Raw genomic sequence first — 15479 nt, forward strand, 5'->3', positions numbered from 1 at the left:
TATGGAGTAAATGAAATGGCTGCACAGGATAGGAACTGATCATGATATCGAGACTGCTCAAGACTACAGCTGTCGCAAAGACAGCATCGTCAGCACCAGCTCAACTGCAGCTACACGCCGGCAACAAGGCGGAATATCCTGGGCAAAACGTCCCGCTGCAACATTATGCTGAGAGCATTGTCAGCAGTCTGAATGTCGGCCTCATCATTACCGATAAAGCACTGTTCGTGCTGAGCGCGAACGATTGCATCTGCAACATCCTCGGACTCGAGGATACCCGTCAGATCACAGGCCAGCATCTGCGTACGCTGTTACCGGCACTCGAGTCACCGCAGGTCTTACATCCATTTCTGTCAGGGAAATCAGGCAAACGCTATCTCAGTATTCCGTACGAACAAAGGCATCTGCGTATCACTCTGACAGAGATCATCGGCAAGCATGCGCAACAACATCTGCTGATCACAGTAGAAGATATCACCGACGAACATCGCCTGCGCGAAGAAACGCTGGCGAATGCTGCGCATCACAGGAATCAGGCATCGTTGCTCGACAAAGCCAGTGACGCCATTATCGTGATCGGCATCAATCACCATATTTCGTACTGGAATAAGGCGGCAGAAAAACTGTATGGCTGGACCTGTGCCGAAGCACTCGGTAGTTCACCGGAAAATTTGCTGTGGGACGATGAAGCAGCGTTTAATGAAGTGACCCGTCAGACTATCGAAAACGGTGAATGGCGCGGTGAAATTTCACAACGGCGTAAAGACGGCAGACCATTTATCGTCGAGAGTCAGCGCACGCTGGTCAGGGATGAAAGCCAAAGACCAAAATCGATACTCATCATCAATACCGATATCACCGAACGCAAAGCAAATGAAGAAAGAATCCGTCATCTGGCTTTATATGACAGCCTGACCGGATTGCCCAACCGTACCCTGTTCATGGACAGACTGAGGCAGGCGATCAGCAATGCGCGTCGTTACCAACGACAACTGGCGATTCTGTTCCTGGATCTGGACCGCTTTAAAGAAATCAATGATACGCAGGGCCACGATGTCGGCGACCAGGTATTGATGCAAGTTGCACAGCGTTTTGAAGCGACCCTGCGCGGTGAAAAAACCCTGGCGCGGCTGGGTGGCGATGAATTCATCGTGGTCACCGAAGTCGAAGATCAGGTGGCTGCAGCGATGATAGCCGAGCGTCTGCAACAGACACTGACCACACCGCTATGCATCGGCGACGATCACTTTTCAGTCGGCGTCAGCATAGGTTTATCGTTTTATCCTGAAGACGGAAACAACGCTGATGACCTGATGAAATGCGCCGATATCGCCATGTATAAAGCGAAAACGACAGGCGCAGGTTATATCGCTTATCAGGCAAGAATGAGTGCCGACCTGAATGAACAGATGCACATTGCCAGAAATCTGCATCAGGCGATGAACGCAGACAAATTAGAGCTGCATTACCAGCCCAAAATCAATCTGAAGACAGGTGAAATCGACGGTGCAGAAGCCTTGTTGCGCTGGAACGATGCAGAACGCGGCTGGATCAGCCCGGCACAGTTTATTCCGATTGCAGAAGCGCGCGGCATGATGGCGCAATTAGGCTTGTGGGTGCTGGAACAAGCCTGTCGTCAGATCTGCGCCTGGCAAGCGGCAGGCTATCGTTTCCATGGCCGGCTGGCGATCAATCTGTCAGCTCAGCAACTCAGCGACCCGGAACTGGCCGATAAAATTCTGCAAACTGTGCTGGCCGCGGGCCTCAGCCCGGCATGCATAGAACTGGAACTGACAGAAAGCAGCCTGATGCATAACGTTGCGCAGTCCATCGATATCATGAAATCGCTGAAGTTAATGGGATTTGCATTATCGATTGATGATTTTGGCACTGGCTATTCTTCTCTTTCCTATTTAAAATGTTTCCCAGTGGATACATTAAAAATTGATATCTCTTTTATCCGTGACATGCTCAATGAGCATCAGGGTCACGCTATCGTTACCACCATTATTGGCATGGCGCGTAACCTCGGCCTCAAAGCGATTGCCGAGGGAGTGGAAACACAGGCGCAGGCAACCAGCTTACGCGAACTGAATTGCGATCATGCACAGGGTTATTACTTTGGCCGCCCTGAGCCTGCACAGATATTTGCCTTAACATGGTTGCGGTGTTCTGCGGACACCGCGTGAAACAAAAAAAGCCAGCCGGACTTCGTATCCGGCTATCCGTTTTCCCTTCACATGCAGAATAAAACTTACTATGCGTCTTAATACGCCAGTCACGAATCACGAGTACATCCTGAACGACACGGAAACTATCGTGTCCACCACCGATTTGCAGGGCAATATCACCTATGCGAATCCGTACTTTATTCAGGTCAGTGGTTATACCGAGGAGGAACTCATCGGTCAGCCGCAAAATATTCTGCGCCATCCGGATATGCCTGCTGAAGCATTTGCCGATTTATGGGCCACCATCAAAAGCGGTGAGCCATGGACCGGTATGGTTAAAAACCGCTGCAAGAACGGCGATTTTTACTGGGTGCTGGCAAACATCACACCTGTCATCGAAAACGGTCGTCCGGTCGGTTACATGTCGGTGCGGACCAAACCGGGACGTGAACTGGTGCAGCAAACCGATGCCTTGTATAAAGAAATCAAAGCGGGCAATCCGCGCAATATCACAATCAGCCGTGGCAGCGTCAAGCTGACGGGTATCGCCGGTGTCTGGAGTGCATTGCGTCATCTTTCGCTGCAGCAGCGCGCGAACTGGAATCTTGGTTTTCTGGTGCTGCTGATGAGTGCCATACTGATACAGAATCTGCTTTTTAATCCTGCTCCTTCAATCTGGCTGACGGTACTCTCCGCTGTCGGCATTGCCACCACCTTCAATTTCTGGCATGCCCTGCACCGTGCGGTGATCGTGCCTTTGCATCAGGCACTGAAAGCCAGTCAGATCATGGCGGGCGGCGATCTGACGCAGGAGATAGACAGCCACGGCAAAGACGACATGGGCCAATTGCTACTCGCCCTGCGCCAGCTGAATATCAATCTGTACTCGATTGTCGGCGATGTGCGCCGCAGCTCAGACCAGACCCGTATCGCCACCAGCGAAATCGCCGCCGGCAATATGGATTTATCGGAACGCACCGAATCGCAGGCTGCCGCGCTGGAAGAGACTGCTTCCAGCATGAATCAACTCGCTGCCACCGTCGATCACAATACGGCGCACGCCGTCCAGGCGAACCAGATGGCAGGCGACGCATCGCTGGTCGCGGACAAGGGTGGTGCCATCGTGTCACAGGTGGTCTCGACGATGAACGACATCAACACATCATCGAAAAAAGTGGTCGATATCATCAGCCTGATTGAGGGGATCGCATTCCAGACAAATATTCTCGCGCTCAATGCCGCCGTTGAAGCGGCGCGCGCAGGAGAACAAGGGCGTGGCTTTGCCGTGGTGGCCACCGAAGTGCGGCAACTCGCACAACGCAGTGCGAATGCTGCAAAAGAAATCAAAGATCTGATTCAGCTTTCTGCCGAAAAAATTAATGCAGGAACGATGCTGGCCGGCGAAGCGGGCAACACCATGCGCGACATCATCAGTTCAGTACAAAATGTGCGCGATGTGATGAGTGAGATCGCTGCGGCATCACGCGAACAGAGTGCCGGTATCGCCAAGGTCAACACCGCTGTCCGCCACATGGATGATGTGACAATACAAAATGCCGCGCTGGTAGAAGAAGCGGCCGCTGCCGCCACCAGTCTGCAGGAACAGACTATCAAAGTCGTACAGGCGCTGGCGGTGTTTAAGCTGGACAAAAAAATACGCCGCTGATACTACGAATCGCGGCGTTATCTGCACCATCTGCCATCGGCTGGTCCGCGATGGCAGCGCTTTACTCTTCTCCTTCTGCTTCCTCTTCCATGCCGGTTTGCACGCTTTTACCCTGACCAAGCAATACAGGTGGCACGTAGGTCGCCAGCAAATGCTCACGACTGGCGGGCGTTTCGAGGCTGATACGGCCCAAAGCACCGCTGCGGTAATCGAGCAGCAAGGTATGCGAGGCCTTTTCAAAATCCCAGTCGCCACCTTTAAGTTTATAGCCGCGTTTTTGCGCGATGCCTTCGATCACCGCCACCGCATCCATGCCTTCCAGATTGAAGCCGTAGCGGGTCACTAATGACTTCGGATAGTGAATAAGCAATTGCTCGGCGAGGAAAGTCGCGATTTCTTCTTCGATCAGCGCATTGATACCGATCGCATGGCTGGCCGCCAGCATCAGGCCGTCGGTAGGATGTTCGATCTTCGGCCACAACATCCCCGGCGTATCGGTCAGGATCATGTTTTTACCGAGATACAGGCGTTGCTGCGTCTTCGTCACCGCAGGTTCATCACCGACGTTGGCAACACGTTTTTTCAGCAAGGCATTCATCAGCGTCGATTTACCGACGTTAGGAATGCCCATGATCATCATGCGCAAAGGCTTGGTCGGCACGCCACGGTGCGGCGCCAGCTTCAGCGCCAGCCCCGGCACCTTGGCGACATCGGCCGGTTTTTTGCAGCTCATCGCAACCGCAAACACGTCTTTCTGGGCGTTGTAATAATCCAGCCATAATTTAGTTGCGTTCGGATCGGCCAGATCGGCTTTATTTAAAATTTTCAGGCAAGGGCGTTGGCGGAAAACGCGCAGTTGCTCCACCATGGGATTGCAACTCGCTTGCGGAATGCGGGCATCCAGCACTTCTATCACCAGATCGGTGTTTTCCATGGTTTCCGCCGCCTTCTTGCGGGCAGCGTTCATGTGGCCGGGGAACCATTGTATCGACATGCGTATTCTTCTTATGAGCAAAAACAAAGCGATATTGTACGGAACTCTGCCCTGCTCCACGCAGAATCTGCACAGAAGTTTGTGTTTTACCCCGGAATTCTGCATAAATAAGGGGGTATATGCGATTTTTGCCCTAATCTCTAAGTAAATAAAGGGCTTTAAAATATACTCCCCCCAGTATTTTTTGGCCTTATGCGGCTGGAATAACGCTATTCTGAGCCACTGAGCGCAACTGGTACGCTGATCGCTATGCGGCTGCAATGCGCTGGCGGTTTTTCGTTTATATTGTGATATTGCCGGTCAACATCCGGCTGAACCTGTCTTCATCACATCGCCAGGAAAAATGATGCCGTCCACCACCACTCTGCTGACACGCATGCTTAAACACCTTGCGGCGTTGCTGTGCGCCGCGCTGCTATCCACCATTTCCTGTGCCGAGACCATGATGAAAGAACCTGCGAATTCCAGCGATCGCCAGCTGACAGAAAGAATCATCCGCAATTTATCGCCCTGCTTTCAGACTGTCGGTGTGACGCAGGCAGCGGCTCATGCTTTTCCGCAAGCAACCGCTTTACCGCCGGATAGCGAACTCGTCGTGGTGACTGCGATGCCAACGACCGGCCCGAAAATTTCAGACAGCTACCATTACACCCTGGCCGTGCACCAGTCGCGCCAGCAGGTCTTCATCAAACAGGTCGGTGGTATTGGTGGTCTGCAAAAAGTATTCGGCCCGATAACGGTTGATAGTCAATGTCAGCAGGAAGACAGCGGCGAAAAGTAAATGTCTGCGTCTTTTTCTGCGCTCTTGTAACATAAGCGCACTCTGTATCTGGCGGAAAACTGTCAGCAGTACATGCGCCGCAATATTCTGAAAACATAAACTGCGATGATCTGATTTTGTTGTCAGAGCATCGCCCGAATTTTGGATTTTTTTATGCACTCAACACCACCACGCAGGCCATCCGGTTTACCAAAACTGCCGGCACGTTATGCCGGTATCGTCATGCCCTTCTTTTTGTCCGTCATCATGACCTGCATCGTCTCCGCCATCAGCACTTTGCGCAGCGTCGGTCTGGCAAACAATTTCCTCGCGATGTGGATGGGTTCATGGGGAATTTCATGGCTGGTGGCATTTCCCGTGTTGCTGCTGATATTGCCTGTGGTCAGAAAAATGACGGCGATGGTAGTCGCACCACATCCCTGAAGCATCAGAGACCGCCATAAAAAAAACGCCCATGCAAGAATCACATGGGCGTTTTTTATGAATCTGATTCCCGTTTATTTCGCCGTAATCGTAACCGGCACCGATGCCTGCGCTGTACGTCCGGCGGAATCCGTCACCACCACTTTCAAAGTGTAGCTGCCAGTAACAGGCGATGGCCAACTCGCTGTGATCGCCAGACTGCTGCTCATGGAAAAACTCATTCCAAGCGGTACACCTGAAATCGATACGGATACCCAGCTGACGCCGGGATCAGAGATACTGATTTGTCCGGTCAGTGCTTTACCGGCAACGCCCGTTATCGCTGGGGCGGTAATCACCGGACCACTAACCGTCGCGGCCGATACCACAACGGTGTAAACCGCCTGACCGCTGAGTCCGGTTTTTGTATCTTTGGCGATGGCTGTCACGTTATACGTTCCGACCACCGGGGATGCCCAGCTGACGACCCCACTGGTGCTGACCGCCATACCCGCCGGTGCGCCGGTGAGGCTGTACGTTACAGGATTAGCCGCAGTCACGACGACAGAGAATGATAAAGCAGAGCCTGCTTTAGCACTGATTGTGCCGCCTGTTACCACCGGTGCCTTCGCCGCAGCAATCGTGATGTTATACACCGCTTTGCCACTCAACCCGGTTTTTGTATCAGTTGCAGTCACTGTGACCGCATAGCTTCCGGCGACCGGTGTCGTCCAAGTCACAATACCTGTGCTGGCAATCGTCATGCCTGACGGTGCGCCGCTCAGTGCATACGTCAGCGGATTCGTCGATGTTGCCGAAACGGTGAAGGTCAGCGCAGTCCCGACCTGCCCGCTGATGGTCGCCCCCGTTACCACTGGCGCCGTCGGAGCAATGGTAGTGCCCGCCATTGTGCTGATCAGATTGGCTATGTTCGGCGTACCCAATCCTGTCAACTGGTCGTAACCGGTCTTCGCGTAGCATGTCGCACAAGTTCCGTCTGAACCTTTGACGATGTCAGCAAACGTGCTGGCGTATGTGCCGGGTACAGTAGAAATCTGTCCGTACAAGATACTGTGAGGCTGCCCGAGCGGAGCTTTGGCCAGTTGTGCACGCGTTGCATTTGCCACGGCGACGATCCCTGCCCATTGAGGTGTCGATAAGCTGGTGCCACCGGCACTGATCCAGTTAACCGTTGTGCTGCCAGGATTGATCACCGCCACATACTGACCAGTTGATGGATCTGCATTGAACGCTACATCAGCGACAGTGCGGCGCGCCAGCGTGCCCATGCCGGGAACGCTGCTATTCTGATACGACGGCAAAGCGGTGTATGCACTGGTGCCACCACCGGTGCCAGACCAGCCGATTTCACTCCGGGCGCCGCTGCCGGAATACGTCAGCGAAGTGCCGCCGACCGCCACCACATAGGGTGAAACCGAAGGCCAGCTGACGGCCGCGCCGGAGTCACCCGTCGCTGCCAGATACGTCATTTTGGCGGCGCTGAAAGCAGCATCGACCGATGCCGTCCAGTTACCTTCTGCCGCACCAAAACTCATGGATACCACACCCGGCCCCATCGCATTCGCCAATTTGACCGCGCCCAGCAAACTATTCAATGAGGCATCAGCTGCTTCAATCAGAACGATGCGCGCCAGCGGTGCTGTTGCATGCGCCCACTGTACATCGAGTGTGATTTCAGTCGCCCAGCCTGAGTTGTAGGCCGGCGCAGTGCCAGTCAGTGTGCCGCTTGCGGTATTGTAGGCGACCACTAATTCACAAGCGTTGGTCGCCGGTGCTGCCAACGGCAAGGCGCTGGTGGCCGCCAGAGTTTTCGCAGTACAGCCAGGCAAACCGAATTTTTGATTGAATGCCGCCAGTTCGGCGGCAACATTCGGATCGTGATACGCATCAACGATATAAATCGTTTGACCGGCACCGAGTTGCGCGGCTTGCGCAGCTGTCAGCCCAGTCATGCTCGTAGGCAATGCGGCAAGACCGTATGCCGCGCGGATCTGCGCTGGCGTATAAGTCGATACAACGCTGGACGTGGCTTGCGGTTGTATCACGCTGTTGCCCGGTAAGGAGCGAACGCGTGCCCCCTGCGCCGCCTGCACTTCCTGCATCGCCGTCACGGTCAGACCACGATCCGACAATTGCCGGAATTCTTCGGGTATCACCTGCTGACGCGGCCCCATCATTGCCGATGCACTGCTGTTGAACACATCGATATCAGCTGGCGTATCCAGCAACACCGGTGCGACGTGAAACGTCGGTTGTGCGATCTGCGCTGCTGCTGTATCCGGCAACTGGACGATATCCGCACTAAGGGTTGTGGTCGCAGTCGCAATCGCGGCCGGTGCCTGATTCAGCGACGCATGATCAGAATTACTGCCGCAGGCACTCAGCAAGGCCAGCAAACTGGCAGTAAGAATCCGGGGGACAGGCTTGGAGACGGGACGGGTGACAGACATGGGCTCAGCTCTCAATTGTTGGCGAGGGCCGCGCGCATTCCCTGATGACAGCACAGGGGAGTCAGCAACCCCGCTACCGTGGCGCTTGCGCGCTGTAGGCCGGAGGCTTTGCGTCTCTGCCTTTCGACAGATTTGCCCTCAGAATCGTCGCACCGCACATGCGGTACGACCAGATACGACATTCAGTAAACGGTGTCGAGTGTAAAGACTATGCGGAAGAATGGACAGCGTACAACTGTTAAAGAAGATTGAAACGATATCGTGATTGACATCATTTTGTCGCCAGCCAGCAACGACATTTATTTTCAGACAAAACAGCCGGCATATCCACCGTCAGCCAGCAGTCGGCGTATTTGCGGAAAACCGGAAAATGCGGCTGTAAGACACTGCAGAAAAAGGGATATATGGCACGACGCGGAAGAAAACAGGGGGAGTATCGCCAATTTCTGCTTTTATGTCCGCAGAAACAAAGGGCTTGTAAAAATACTCCCCCCAGTATATTTGAAGGTGATTTGCGGCAAATTGACGCATATGCAGAACCGGGCGCAGGCCTTCACTCCAGATCGGCCAGCACTTTCAGATGGGCCGTTACACTGCGGGCCAGTGCTGACAGGTTGTAGCCGCCTTCCAGACAACTGACGATGCGGCCTTTGGAATAGTCTTTCGCGACCGCCATCACCTGCCTGGTCAGCCAGGCAAAATCAGCTTCGGTCAGCCCCAGTTGCCCCATGTCGTCTTCGCGATGCGCGTCAAATCCGGCCGAGATAAAAATCATTTCCGGCTGAAATGCGCGCAAGGCTGGTAGCCATTTTTCCGTGACCAGTGTGCGGATCACATCGCCATAGCTGTGCGCCGGTACCGGCACGTTGACCATATTGCTGGCCGGTTCGCTATCGCCGGAATACGGATAAAAAGGATGCTGAAAAAAACTCACCATCAACACCTGCGGATCGTCGCGAAAAATATCTTCGGTGCCATTACCGTGATGCACATCGAAATCAACAATAGCAACCCGCTGCAAGCCGCGCACATCAAGCGCATGACGGGCAGCAATCGCGACATTGTTAAACATGCAGAATCCCATCGATTCTTTGCGGCTTGCATGATGTCCCGGCGGGCGCACCGCGCAAAACGCATTTTCGATTTCAGCATCAATCACCGCATCGGTTGCGGCGATGGCTGCTCCTGCTGCTCTCAGACTGGCGCGCCAGGTGTAACTATTCAGGGCAGTATCGGCATCGAGTGGAAAGTGGTCGTATTCGGAATGTTCAGACGGACAATTTTCGCGTATCCGGTAAATCGCGTCCGCCGTATGCACCCGCGCCAGATCGCTCTCTTCGGCGGCAGGAGCATCTCGATGATCCAGCAAAGTGCTGATGCGGCTGGCGATCAGTTGGTCTTCTATCGCCTGCAAACGTTCTGGTGATTCCGGGTGCCATGATCCCATTTCATGGCGTTTGCAATCTGCATGGGTGTAATACGCGGTTGTCATGTCTCGGATTTTTGTAGATTTAACTGTCAGTTTCACCTTATTTAAGCGCTTTTGCAAATGCCCCCTGTCCGGCCAGTGCAGGGATTACAACAAGCTGCGCTAATTCAGCTACACTGAGCGCTGATTTTTACTTGAGGAAATACATGTTTTCCCAATTGCATCAAGTTGCAAAACAAGTCAATAACGTCATTATCGGTAAAGAACTGCAAATCCGTCAGGCGCTGGCCTGTCTGCTCGCCGGTGGTCATTTGTTGATCGAAGACTTACCCGGCGTCGGTAAAACCACACTCGCGCACGCGCTGGCAATTTCCCTGGGTCTGAAATTCAACCGTCTGCAATTCACCAGCGATTTACTGCCCGCCGATGTCGTCGGCGTGTCGATTTTTGATCGCGAAAAAAATCAGTTTATTTTTCACCCCGGCCCGGTATTCACTCAGGTGTTACTGGCCGATGAAGTTAACCGCGCCACTCCCAAAACCCAGTCATCGCTACTGGAAGCGATGGAAGAGCATCAGGTCTCAGCCGAAGGCCAGACGCGCAAACTGCCCGCGCCGTTTTTTGTGATCGCAACGCAAAATCCGGCGCATCAGGTCGGCACTTTTCCGCTGCCGGAATCGCAACTCGACCGTTTCCTGATGTGCCTGTCACTCGGCTATCCGGATGCGGCGGCAGAACGTGCGTTGTTATTGGGTGAAGACCGCCGCGCCTTACTGTCTAAGCTGCCTGCATTGATGCAGGCCAGCGAGTTATTGCAGGCGCAACAGCAACTCAGACAAATACACACCTCACCTGCACTGGTTGATTATGTGCAGGCGCTGGCACAGGCAACCCGCGAGGGCGATGTCTTTGCCGAAGGCATGAGCCCGCGCGCATCGCTCGCCTTGTTGCAGGCAGCGCGTGCCTGGGCGGCACTGGAGGGGCGTGATCATGTACTGCCGGAAGATGTGCAGGCCATCATGATTCCGGTAATTGCACACCGCCTGCGTCCGCTGAAATCGGTCAATGCGAAAGCCAGCGCCAGCGCAGATTTACTGGCGCAAGTGATCAAACGCGTTGCCGTCTGATGGGTGCTGAACCTAAGACCGGAAAACGGATACCATGCTGACCGCTTTATCTGAACGCTGGAAAGCCCGCCTGCACAAGATTATCTTTCTTGAGGATCAACCCGAGAGCGGTGAAGTTTTTCTGAAACAACGCCGCGTCTTTACCTTGCCAAGCAAGGCAGGCTGGATGTTTTTGCTGATGCTGCTGATCCTGTTTATTTCTGCGACTAATTACAATCTCAGCCTAGGTTTTGCATTAACGTTTGTGCTCGGCAGCGTCGCGCTGGTGAATGTCTTTTTCTGCTTCAGGAATCTCGCCTACCTGCATCTCGACACCGGCCCGGCACAAGCCGTGTTTGCCGGCGAAGAAACGCACTTCACCATTTTTCTGATCAACCGGCGCAAATATCAGCGCTACGCGATCTGGGTCGGTTTCAACGAAAAAAATGCGCCGGAAAAAGCGGTGGATATTGCCCCGGACAGCCGAACCAGCATACAACTGAGTTATCCGACTCACACCCGCGGCTGGCAGACGATTCCACGGTTGCGCCTGCAAACCTGGTTCCCCCTTGGCTTGTTACGCGCCTGGAGCACCTGGCTGCCGGATGCACGGGCACTCGTGTATCCGGAGCCGGAAGAACATGCACCGCCGCTGCCCACCTCCGGTGCCGCATCGAACGAACGCGAAGGCCAGGGCGGCGACGAGGATTTCTCGGGCGTACGGGCGTATCAGCCGGGCGACGCACTAAAACATCTGGCGTGGAAACAAATCGCCCGCGTCGATACTGCGCTCGGCGGACAACTGGTAACCAAACAATTTACCGGTGGTGCCGGCAGCGATATTCTGCTGGATTTTTCTGCCCTGCCAAGAACGATGAATCTGGAACTCAAACTCTCGCGCATGACCCGGTGGGTGCTGGAAGCAGATCAGGCCGGGTTGCAGTACGGTTTTAAGCTGGGACAGGAAGATTACCCTCCGGCGCAGGGACCGGCACATCGCGATGCCTGCCTGCGGGCCTTAGCGCTTTACGAATTGTGATCGTGTGACTATGCGCCGCCCTTTTTCCCTGCCCGTTTTCAGTCGCGATAAAGCAGATACACTGCTGTTAATCGTTGCCTGCCTGAGTGTATTACTACCGCATTTTTCGCATCTGGGAATATGGGTCAGTATCAGTTGCGTCGGGCTGCTAATGTGGCGCGGCTGGCTGACGCTGACAGGTCGCCGCCTGCCACCGGGATGGATACTGATTCCGGTGTCAGCGCTGATGATGCTGGGCGTCTATCTGACGCATAAAACCTTCTTTGGGCGTGAAGCAGGCGTCAACATGCTGGTGCTGCTGCTGACCTGTAAATTATTAGAGATGCACGCCAGGCGGGATCTGTTTGTCGTGCTTTTTCTGAGTTTCTTTTTACTGCTGACCAGTTTTTTTTATCAGCAAACCATTGCGGCTGCGTTGATGACGCTGGTTTCGGTAAGCCTGCTGTTAACAGCGCAATTATCGTTTCAATACACCGGTATTTTTCCATCTCTGAAACAGCGCCTGAAACTGGCGATGGGCATGATGGCACTGGCGATTCCGCTGACGCTGTGCGCGTTCTTGCTGTTCCCGCGAATACAAGGCCCGCTCTGGGGTTTGCCGGGAGACGCACATAGCGGCCGCTCGGGCTTATCGGAAACGATGTCACCGGGCGGCATCAGCGATCTGGTCTTGTCAGAAGAGATTGCGTTCAGAGTGAAATTTTCGCGAGCGGTACCGGATAAATCACTGCTGTACTGGCGCGGTATCGTGATGACTGAATTCGATGGAAAAACCTGGTCGCCATCCCGTTATTTGCAAATAAATAACGGCGATATAGCGCAGTTCGCAGGAACACCGATCACGCAGGAAATCATTCTGGAACCGCAAAGCCAGCGCTGGCTGTTTGCGCTGGATTTACCCGCCGCCGCACCACAGACAGGCGGCCAGAATATCGCCACGATCAACCGGCAAATGGAGCTGCGCAGCAACGATATCATCAGCCAGCGTCTGCGTTATCAGGTGACGTCTTATCCGCAATATCGTTACCTCGTCGAAAACAATCTGCGTGAGTTACACCGGGCATTGGAAATCCCTGCCGGTTACAACCCGCGCAGCGCTGCTTTCGCAGAAGTGCTAAGGCGTCAGTACAGCGATGATCGCGCACTGGTCAATGCAGTCTTGCAGTATTTTCGCAAGGAAGCATTTACTTATACGCTGGAACCACCTCTGCTCGGCGTCAATAGCATTGATGATTTCCTGTTCAAGAGCAGAGCCGGATTTTGCGAACACTATGCGAGCGCGTTTGTGAATCTGATGCGGTTGGCCGGTATTCCGGCACGAATCGTAACGGGTTATCAGGGTGGCACGCTGAATGAAGTCGATGGCTATTTTGAAGTGCGGCAATCTGACGCCCACGCATGGGCCGAGGTATGGCTGGAAAGCCAGGGTTGGGTGCGGGTCGATCCTACCGCCGCGGTCGCGCCGGAACGGGTCATGCAAAATCTGAATCAGGCAATTCCCAGACGCGGCTTTGCCGGACTGATGAATTTTGCCCTGTCCGGCAATTCATGGAGCCAGTCTATGCGGATGCGCCTCGACGCCATCAATAACTCGTGGAATCAGTGGGTACTCAATTACAACCAGCAAACGCAGAAAAATTTTCTCAGTTCCTTAGGATTTAAGGATGTCGACTGGTCGCGCATCAGCTTGCTGTTTTTTATTACCGGCAGCCTGATTATCGGTGCAATTGCCCTGCCTTTGATGCTGAACAGGCCATCGCTGTCTGCGATTGATAGAATATACTCAGCGTTCTGCAGAAAAATGGCAAAAAAAGCATCTCCCCGCGCTGTAGATGAGGGACCGTATGCGTATCTGCAAAGATTGAAAAATACCTTGCCAGCAAAAGATATTCCCGCAGCAGAACAATTCCTGCACGCTTATATCAATGTGAAGTATGGATCAGACTCCTCGTCCGAAAGCCAGCGAATACGCCGAATGAAAACCCTGTTAGCAGCATGTCGCTGATTGACTGAACCTGCATTTTTGACATCGATGATTGTGAAACCTATTCAATACCTCGTCCGCAGTTGCTTCTGTGCTGCGCTGATCGGCAGCATCGCTCTGCCAGCATACAGTGCCGCAACTTCCGCCAAAAAAAACGTCGCCAGACGCAGCACCGCAGCAACATCTGCGACACCGGTGACGCAAGAAAACGTGCGTTTTAATGAATGGAAAGAAGTCTCAGCATTCATTACAGAAATGGCGGACAAACATCAGTTTGACAAAGCACAGTTGCAAACTGTGTTTGAACAAGTGCGTTACGTTGAAAGCGCAAGGCAACTGATGCGCCCGGCTCCGGCAGGGAAACCGAAAAACTGGAAAGCCTACCGCGCACGGTTTGTGGAACCTTACAGGATAGAAGCAGGGGTTGCCTTCTGGAATAAGTATGCGGATGCACTGGATCGTGCGCAGCAGCAATACGGCGTACCACCGGAAATCATTGTCGGTCTGATCGGTGTCGAAACCATTTTCGGAAAAAATACCGGAAAATTCCGGGTCATGGATGCCCTGACGACGCTTGCCTTTGATTATCCAGATACGCCGAGCAGAGACGCTCGCATGCAATTTTTCCGCAGTGAACTGGAAAACATGCTGCTGATGGCAAGAGAATCTGGCGTTGATCCTTTTGCATTTAAGGGATCGTATGCAGGTGCGATAGGCTGGCCACAATTCATGCCCGGCAGCATCCGTAAATTTGCCGTCGATTTTGACGGCGATGGCAGCATCAATCTGACCGACTCACCCGTTGATGCGATCGGCAGCGTTGCCCACTATCTGGCAATGCATGGCTGGAAAAGAAATCTCCCCGTTACCTTTCCTGCCACCCTTACATCGGGCGAAGCAAACCCGGCGTTGTTAAAAACAGCGCTGAGTCAGGGCTTGCGAGCAAGTTATTCTCTGACCGATCTGAAAAGCTTTATCAGCACGGCCAGCAGCGAAGCACCGGCCAATATCCAGTACGGTGTGATCGACTTACAGAATGGCGATGACGCCACCGAATACTGGCTGGCAACTGACAATTTCTTTGCAATTACACAATATAACCGCAGTTATTTCTATGCGATGTCGGTCATCGATCTTGGGCGAGTCATCAGTGCGGCAAAAGAAAAATAGGTTTATGTCAGTTTGTACAAAACTTTTTAACAATATGTTTCGTTTTCACCAATTGATTTAAGGTACTTTTTACCCAATACTATCTTCGTAAGTAATTGCTCGCATGCAAAAGACAGAAATAACCATCCTTTGCATGCTTTTTTGAAAACAAGCGTTGCGATTAATTGCAAATTAATCTACAGTGAGATTGTCTTATTAACACTAATGCATGTTTTACGCTGAGTGTGAATAGGGATTTAACAATGGTTTGCTATTCTTGCTAAAGG

The 15479-nt window shown here is 53.2% G+C and carries 12 protein-coding genes and 1 riboswitch; of the genes, 8 read left to right on the plus strand and 4 right to left on the minus strand.

The annotated features are described in order from the left end of the window. Positions 1–41 precede the first annotated feature (41 nt). Both ACOTSW_RS03970 and ACOTSW_RS03975 read left to right on the plus strand, forming a co-directional pair. Positions 42–2189 carry a putative bifunctional diguanylate cyclase/phosphodiesterase gene (locus tag ACOTSW_RS03970; protein ID WP_423681123.1) on the plus strand — a complete coding sequence of 716 codons (2148 nt, stop codon included), beginning with the start codon at positions 42–44 and terminating at the stop codon, positions 2187–2189. A gap of 70 nt (positions 2190–2259) precedes the next feature. Next, on the plus strand, positions 2260–3837 hold the full coding sequence (locus ACOTSW_RS03975) for a methyl-accepting chemotaxis protein (RefSeq protein WP_423681124.1): 1578 nt from the start codon (positions 2260–2262) through the stop codon (positions 3835–3837). A gap of 61 nt (positions 3838–3898) precedes the next feature. Here ACOTSW_RS03975 and ylqF read toward each other — a convergent pair whose 3' ends face one another. Continuing rightward, the gene (ylqF, locus tag ACOTSW_RS03980) at positions 3899–4831 is read right to left on the minus strand and encodes a ribosome biogenesis GTPase YlqF (RefSeq protein WP_423681125.1); all 933 of its coding nucleotides are present in this window, start codon (positions 4829–4831) and stop codon (positions 3899–3901) included. A 346-nt stretch (positions 4832–5177) separates the two neighbouring features. Between ylqF and ACOTSW_RS03985 the strand changes: the two genes are divergently transcribed. Both ACOTSW_RS03985 and ACOTSW_RS03990 read left to right on the plus strand, forming a co-directional pair. Further along, positions 5178–5612 (plus strand): hypothetical protein, encoded by a 435-nt coding sequence (locus tag ACOTSW_RS03985; RefSeq protein WP_423681126.1) that lies wholly within the window; start codon positions 5178–5180, stop codon positions 5610–5612. Positions 5613–5765: 153 nt separating this feature from the next. Next, a complete protein-coding gene (locus ACOTSW_RS03990) occupies positions 5766–6035 on the plus strand; it encodes a DUF2798 domain-containing protein (RefSeq protein ID WP_423681127.1) in 270 nt (89 codons plus the stop codon). Between the two features lie 74 nt (positions 6036–6109). Here ACOTSW_RS03990 and ACOTSW_RS03995 read toward each other — a convergent pair whose 3' ends face one another. The 3 genes from ACOTSW_RS03995 to ACOTSW_RS04005 form a co-directional block, all read right to left on the minus strand. Continuing rightward, the gene (locus ACOTSW_RS03995) at positions 6110–8485 is read right to left on the minus strand and encodes a putative Ig domain-containing protein (RefSeq protein WP_423681129.1); all 2376 of its coding nucleotides are present in this window, start codon (positions 8483–8485) and stop codon (positions 6110–6112) included. Positions 8486–8545: 60 nt separating this feature from the next. Next, positions 8546–8632: riboswitch (cyclic di-GMP riboswitch) on the minus strand. A gap of 186 nt (positions 8633–8818) precedes the next feature. Then, positions 8819–9016 carry a hypothetical protein gene (locus ACOTSW_RS04000; protein ID WP_423681130.1) on the minus strand — a complete coding sequence of 66 codons (198 nt, stop codon included), beginning with the start codon at positions 9014–9016 and terminating at the stop codon, positions 8819–8821. Between the two features lie 22 nt (positions 9017–9038). Further along, a complete protein-coding gene (locus tag ACOTSW_RS04005; RefSeq protein ID WP_423681131.1) occupies positions 9039–9977 on the minus strand; it encodes a histone deacetylase family protein in 939 nt (312 codons plus the stop codon). Between the two features lie 143 nt (positions 9978–10120). Between ACOTSW_RS04005 and ACOTSW_RS04010 the strand changes: the two genes are divergently transcribed. Genes ACOTSW_RS04010 through mltB form a run of 4 tightly spaced genes read left to right on the plus strand, consistent with a single transcriptional unit; the run spans position 10121 to position 15213 of the window. Then, entirely contained in the window at positions 10121–11041 is a 921-nt protein-coding gene (locus ACOTSW_RS04010; RefSeq protein ID WP_423681132.1) for an AAA family ATPase, read from the plus strand. Between the two features lie 34 nt (positions 11042–11075). Then, entirely contained in the window at positions 11076–12059 is a 984-nt protein-coding gene (locus ACOTSW_RS04015) for a DUF58 domain-containing protein (protein WP_423681133.1), read from the plus strand. Positions 12060–12069: 10 nt separating this feature from the next. Next, complete coding sequence (locus ACOTSW_RS04020) at positions 12070–14064, plus strand: transglutaminaseTgpA domain-containing protein (RefSeq protein ID WP_423682256.1); 1995 nt, start codon at positions 12070–12072, stop codon at positions 14062–14064. A gap of 27 nt (positions 14065–14091) precedes the next feature. Then, positions 14092–15213, plus strand: a complete 1122-nt coding sequence (gene mltB / locus ACOTSW_RS04025) for a lytic murein transglycosylase B (protein ID WP_423681135.1) — start codon at positions 14092–14094, stop codon at positions 15211–15213. Positions 15214–15479: the final 266 nt, after the last annotated feature.

Origin of the sequence: Undibacterium sp. WLHG33, assembly GCF_049544815.1 — a bacterium.
GTDB lineage: Bacteria > Pseudomonadota > Gammaproteobacteria > Burkholderiales > Burkholderiaceae_D > Undibacterium.

Coding starts and splice junctions, on each gene's coding strand:
- ACOTSW_RS03970 (WP_423681123.1), top strand. CDS start 42: ATGATATCGAGACTGCTCAAGACTACAGCTGTCGCAAAGACAGCATCG.
- ACOTSW_RS03975 (WP_423681124.1), top strand. CDS start 2,260: ATGCGTCTTAATACGCCAGTCACGAATCACGAGTACATCCTGAACGAC.
- ylqF (WP_423681125.1), bottom strand. CDS start 4,831: ATGTCGATACAATGGTTCCCCGGCCACATGAACGCTGCCCGCAAGAAG.
- ACOTSW_RS03985 (WP_423681126.1), top strand. CDS start 5,178: ATGCCGTCCACCACCACTCTGCTGACACGCATGCTTAAACACCTTGCG.
- ACOTSW_RS03990 (WP_423681127.1), top strand. CDS start 5,766: ATGCACTCAACACCACCACGCAGGCCATCCGGTTTACCAAAACTGCCG.
- ACOTSW_RS03995 (WP_423681129.1), bottom strand. CDS start 8,485: ATGTCTGTCACCCGTCCCGTCTCCAAGCCTGTCCCCCGGATTCTTACT.
- ACOTSW_RS04000 (WP_423681130.1), bottom strand. CDS start 9,016: ATGCGTCAATTTGCCGCAAATCACCTTCAAATATACTGGGGGGAGTAT.
- ACOTSW_RS04005 (WP_423681131.1), bottom strand. CDS start 9,977: ATGACAACCGCGTATTACACCCATGCAGATTGCAAACGCCATGAAATG.
- ACOTSW_RS04010 (WP_423681132.1), top strand. CDS start 10,121: ATGTTTTCCCAATTGCATCAAGTTGCAAAACAAGTCAATAACGTCATT.
- ACOTSW_RS04015 (WP_423681133.1), top strand. CDS start 11,076: ATGCTGACCGCTTTATCTGAACGCTGGAAAGCCCGCCTGCACAAGATT.
- ACOTSW_RS04020 (WP_423682256.1), top strand. CDS start 12,070: ATGCGCCGCCCTTTTTCCCTGCCCGTTTTCAGTCGCGATAAAGCAGAT.
- mltB (WP_423681135.1), top strand. CDS start 14,092: ATGATTGTGAAACCTATTCAATACCTCGTCCGCAGTTGCTTCTGTGCT.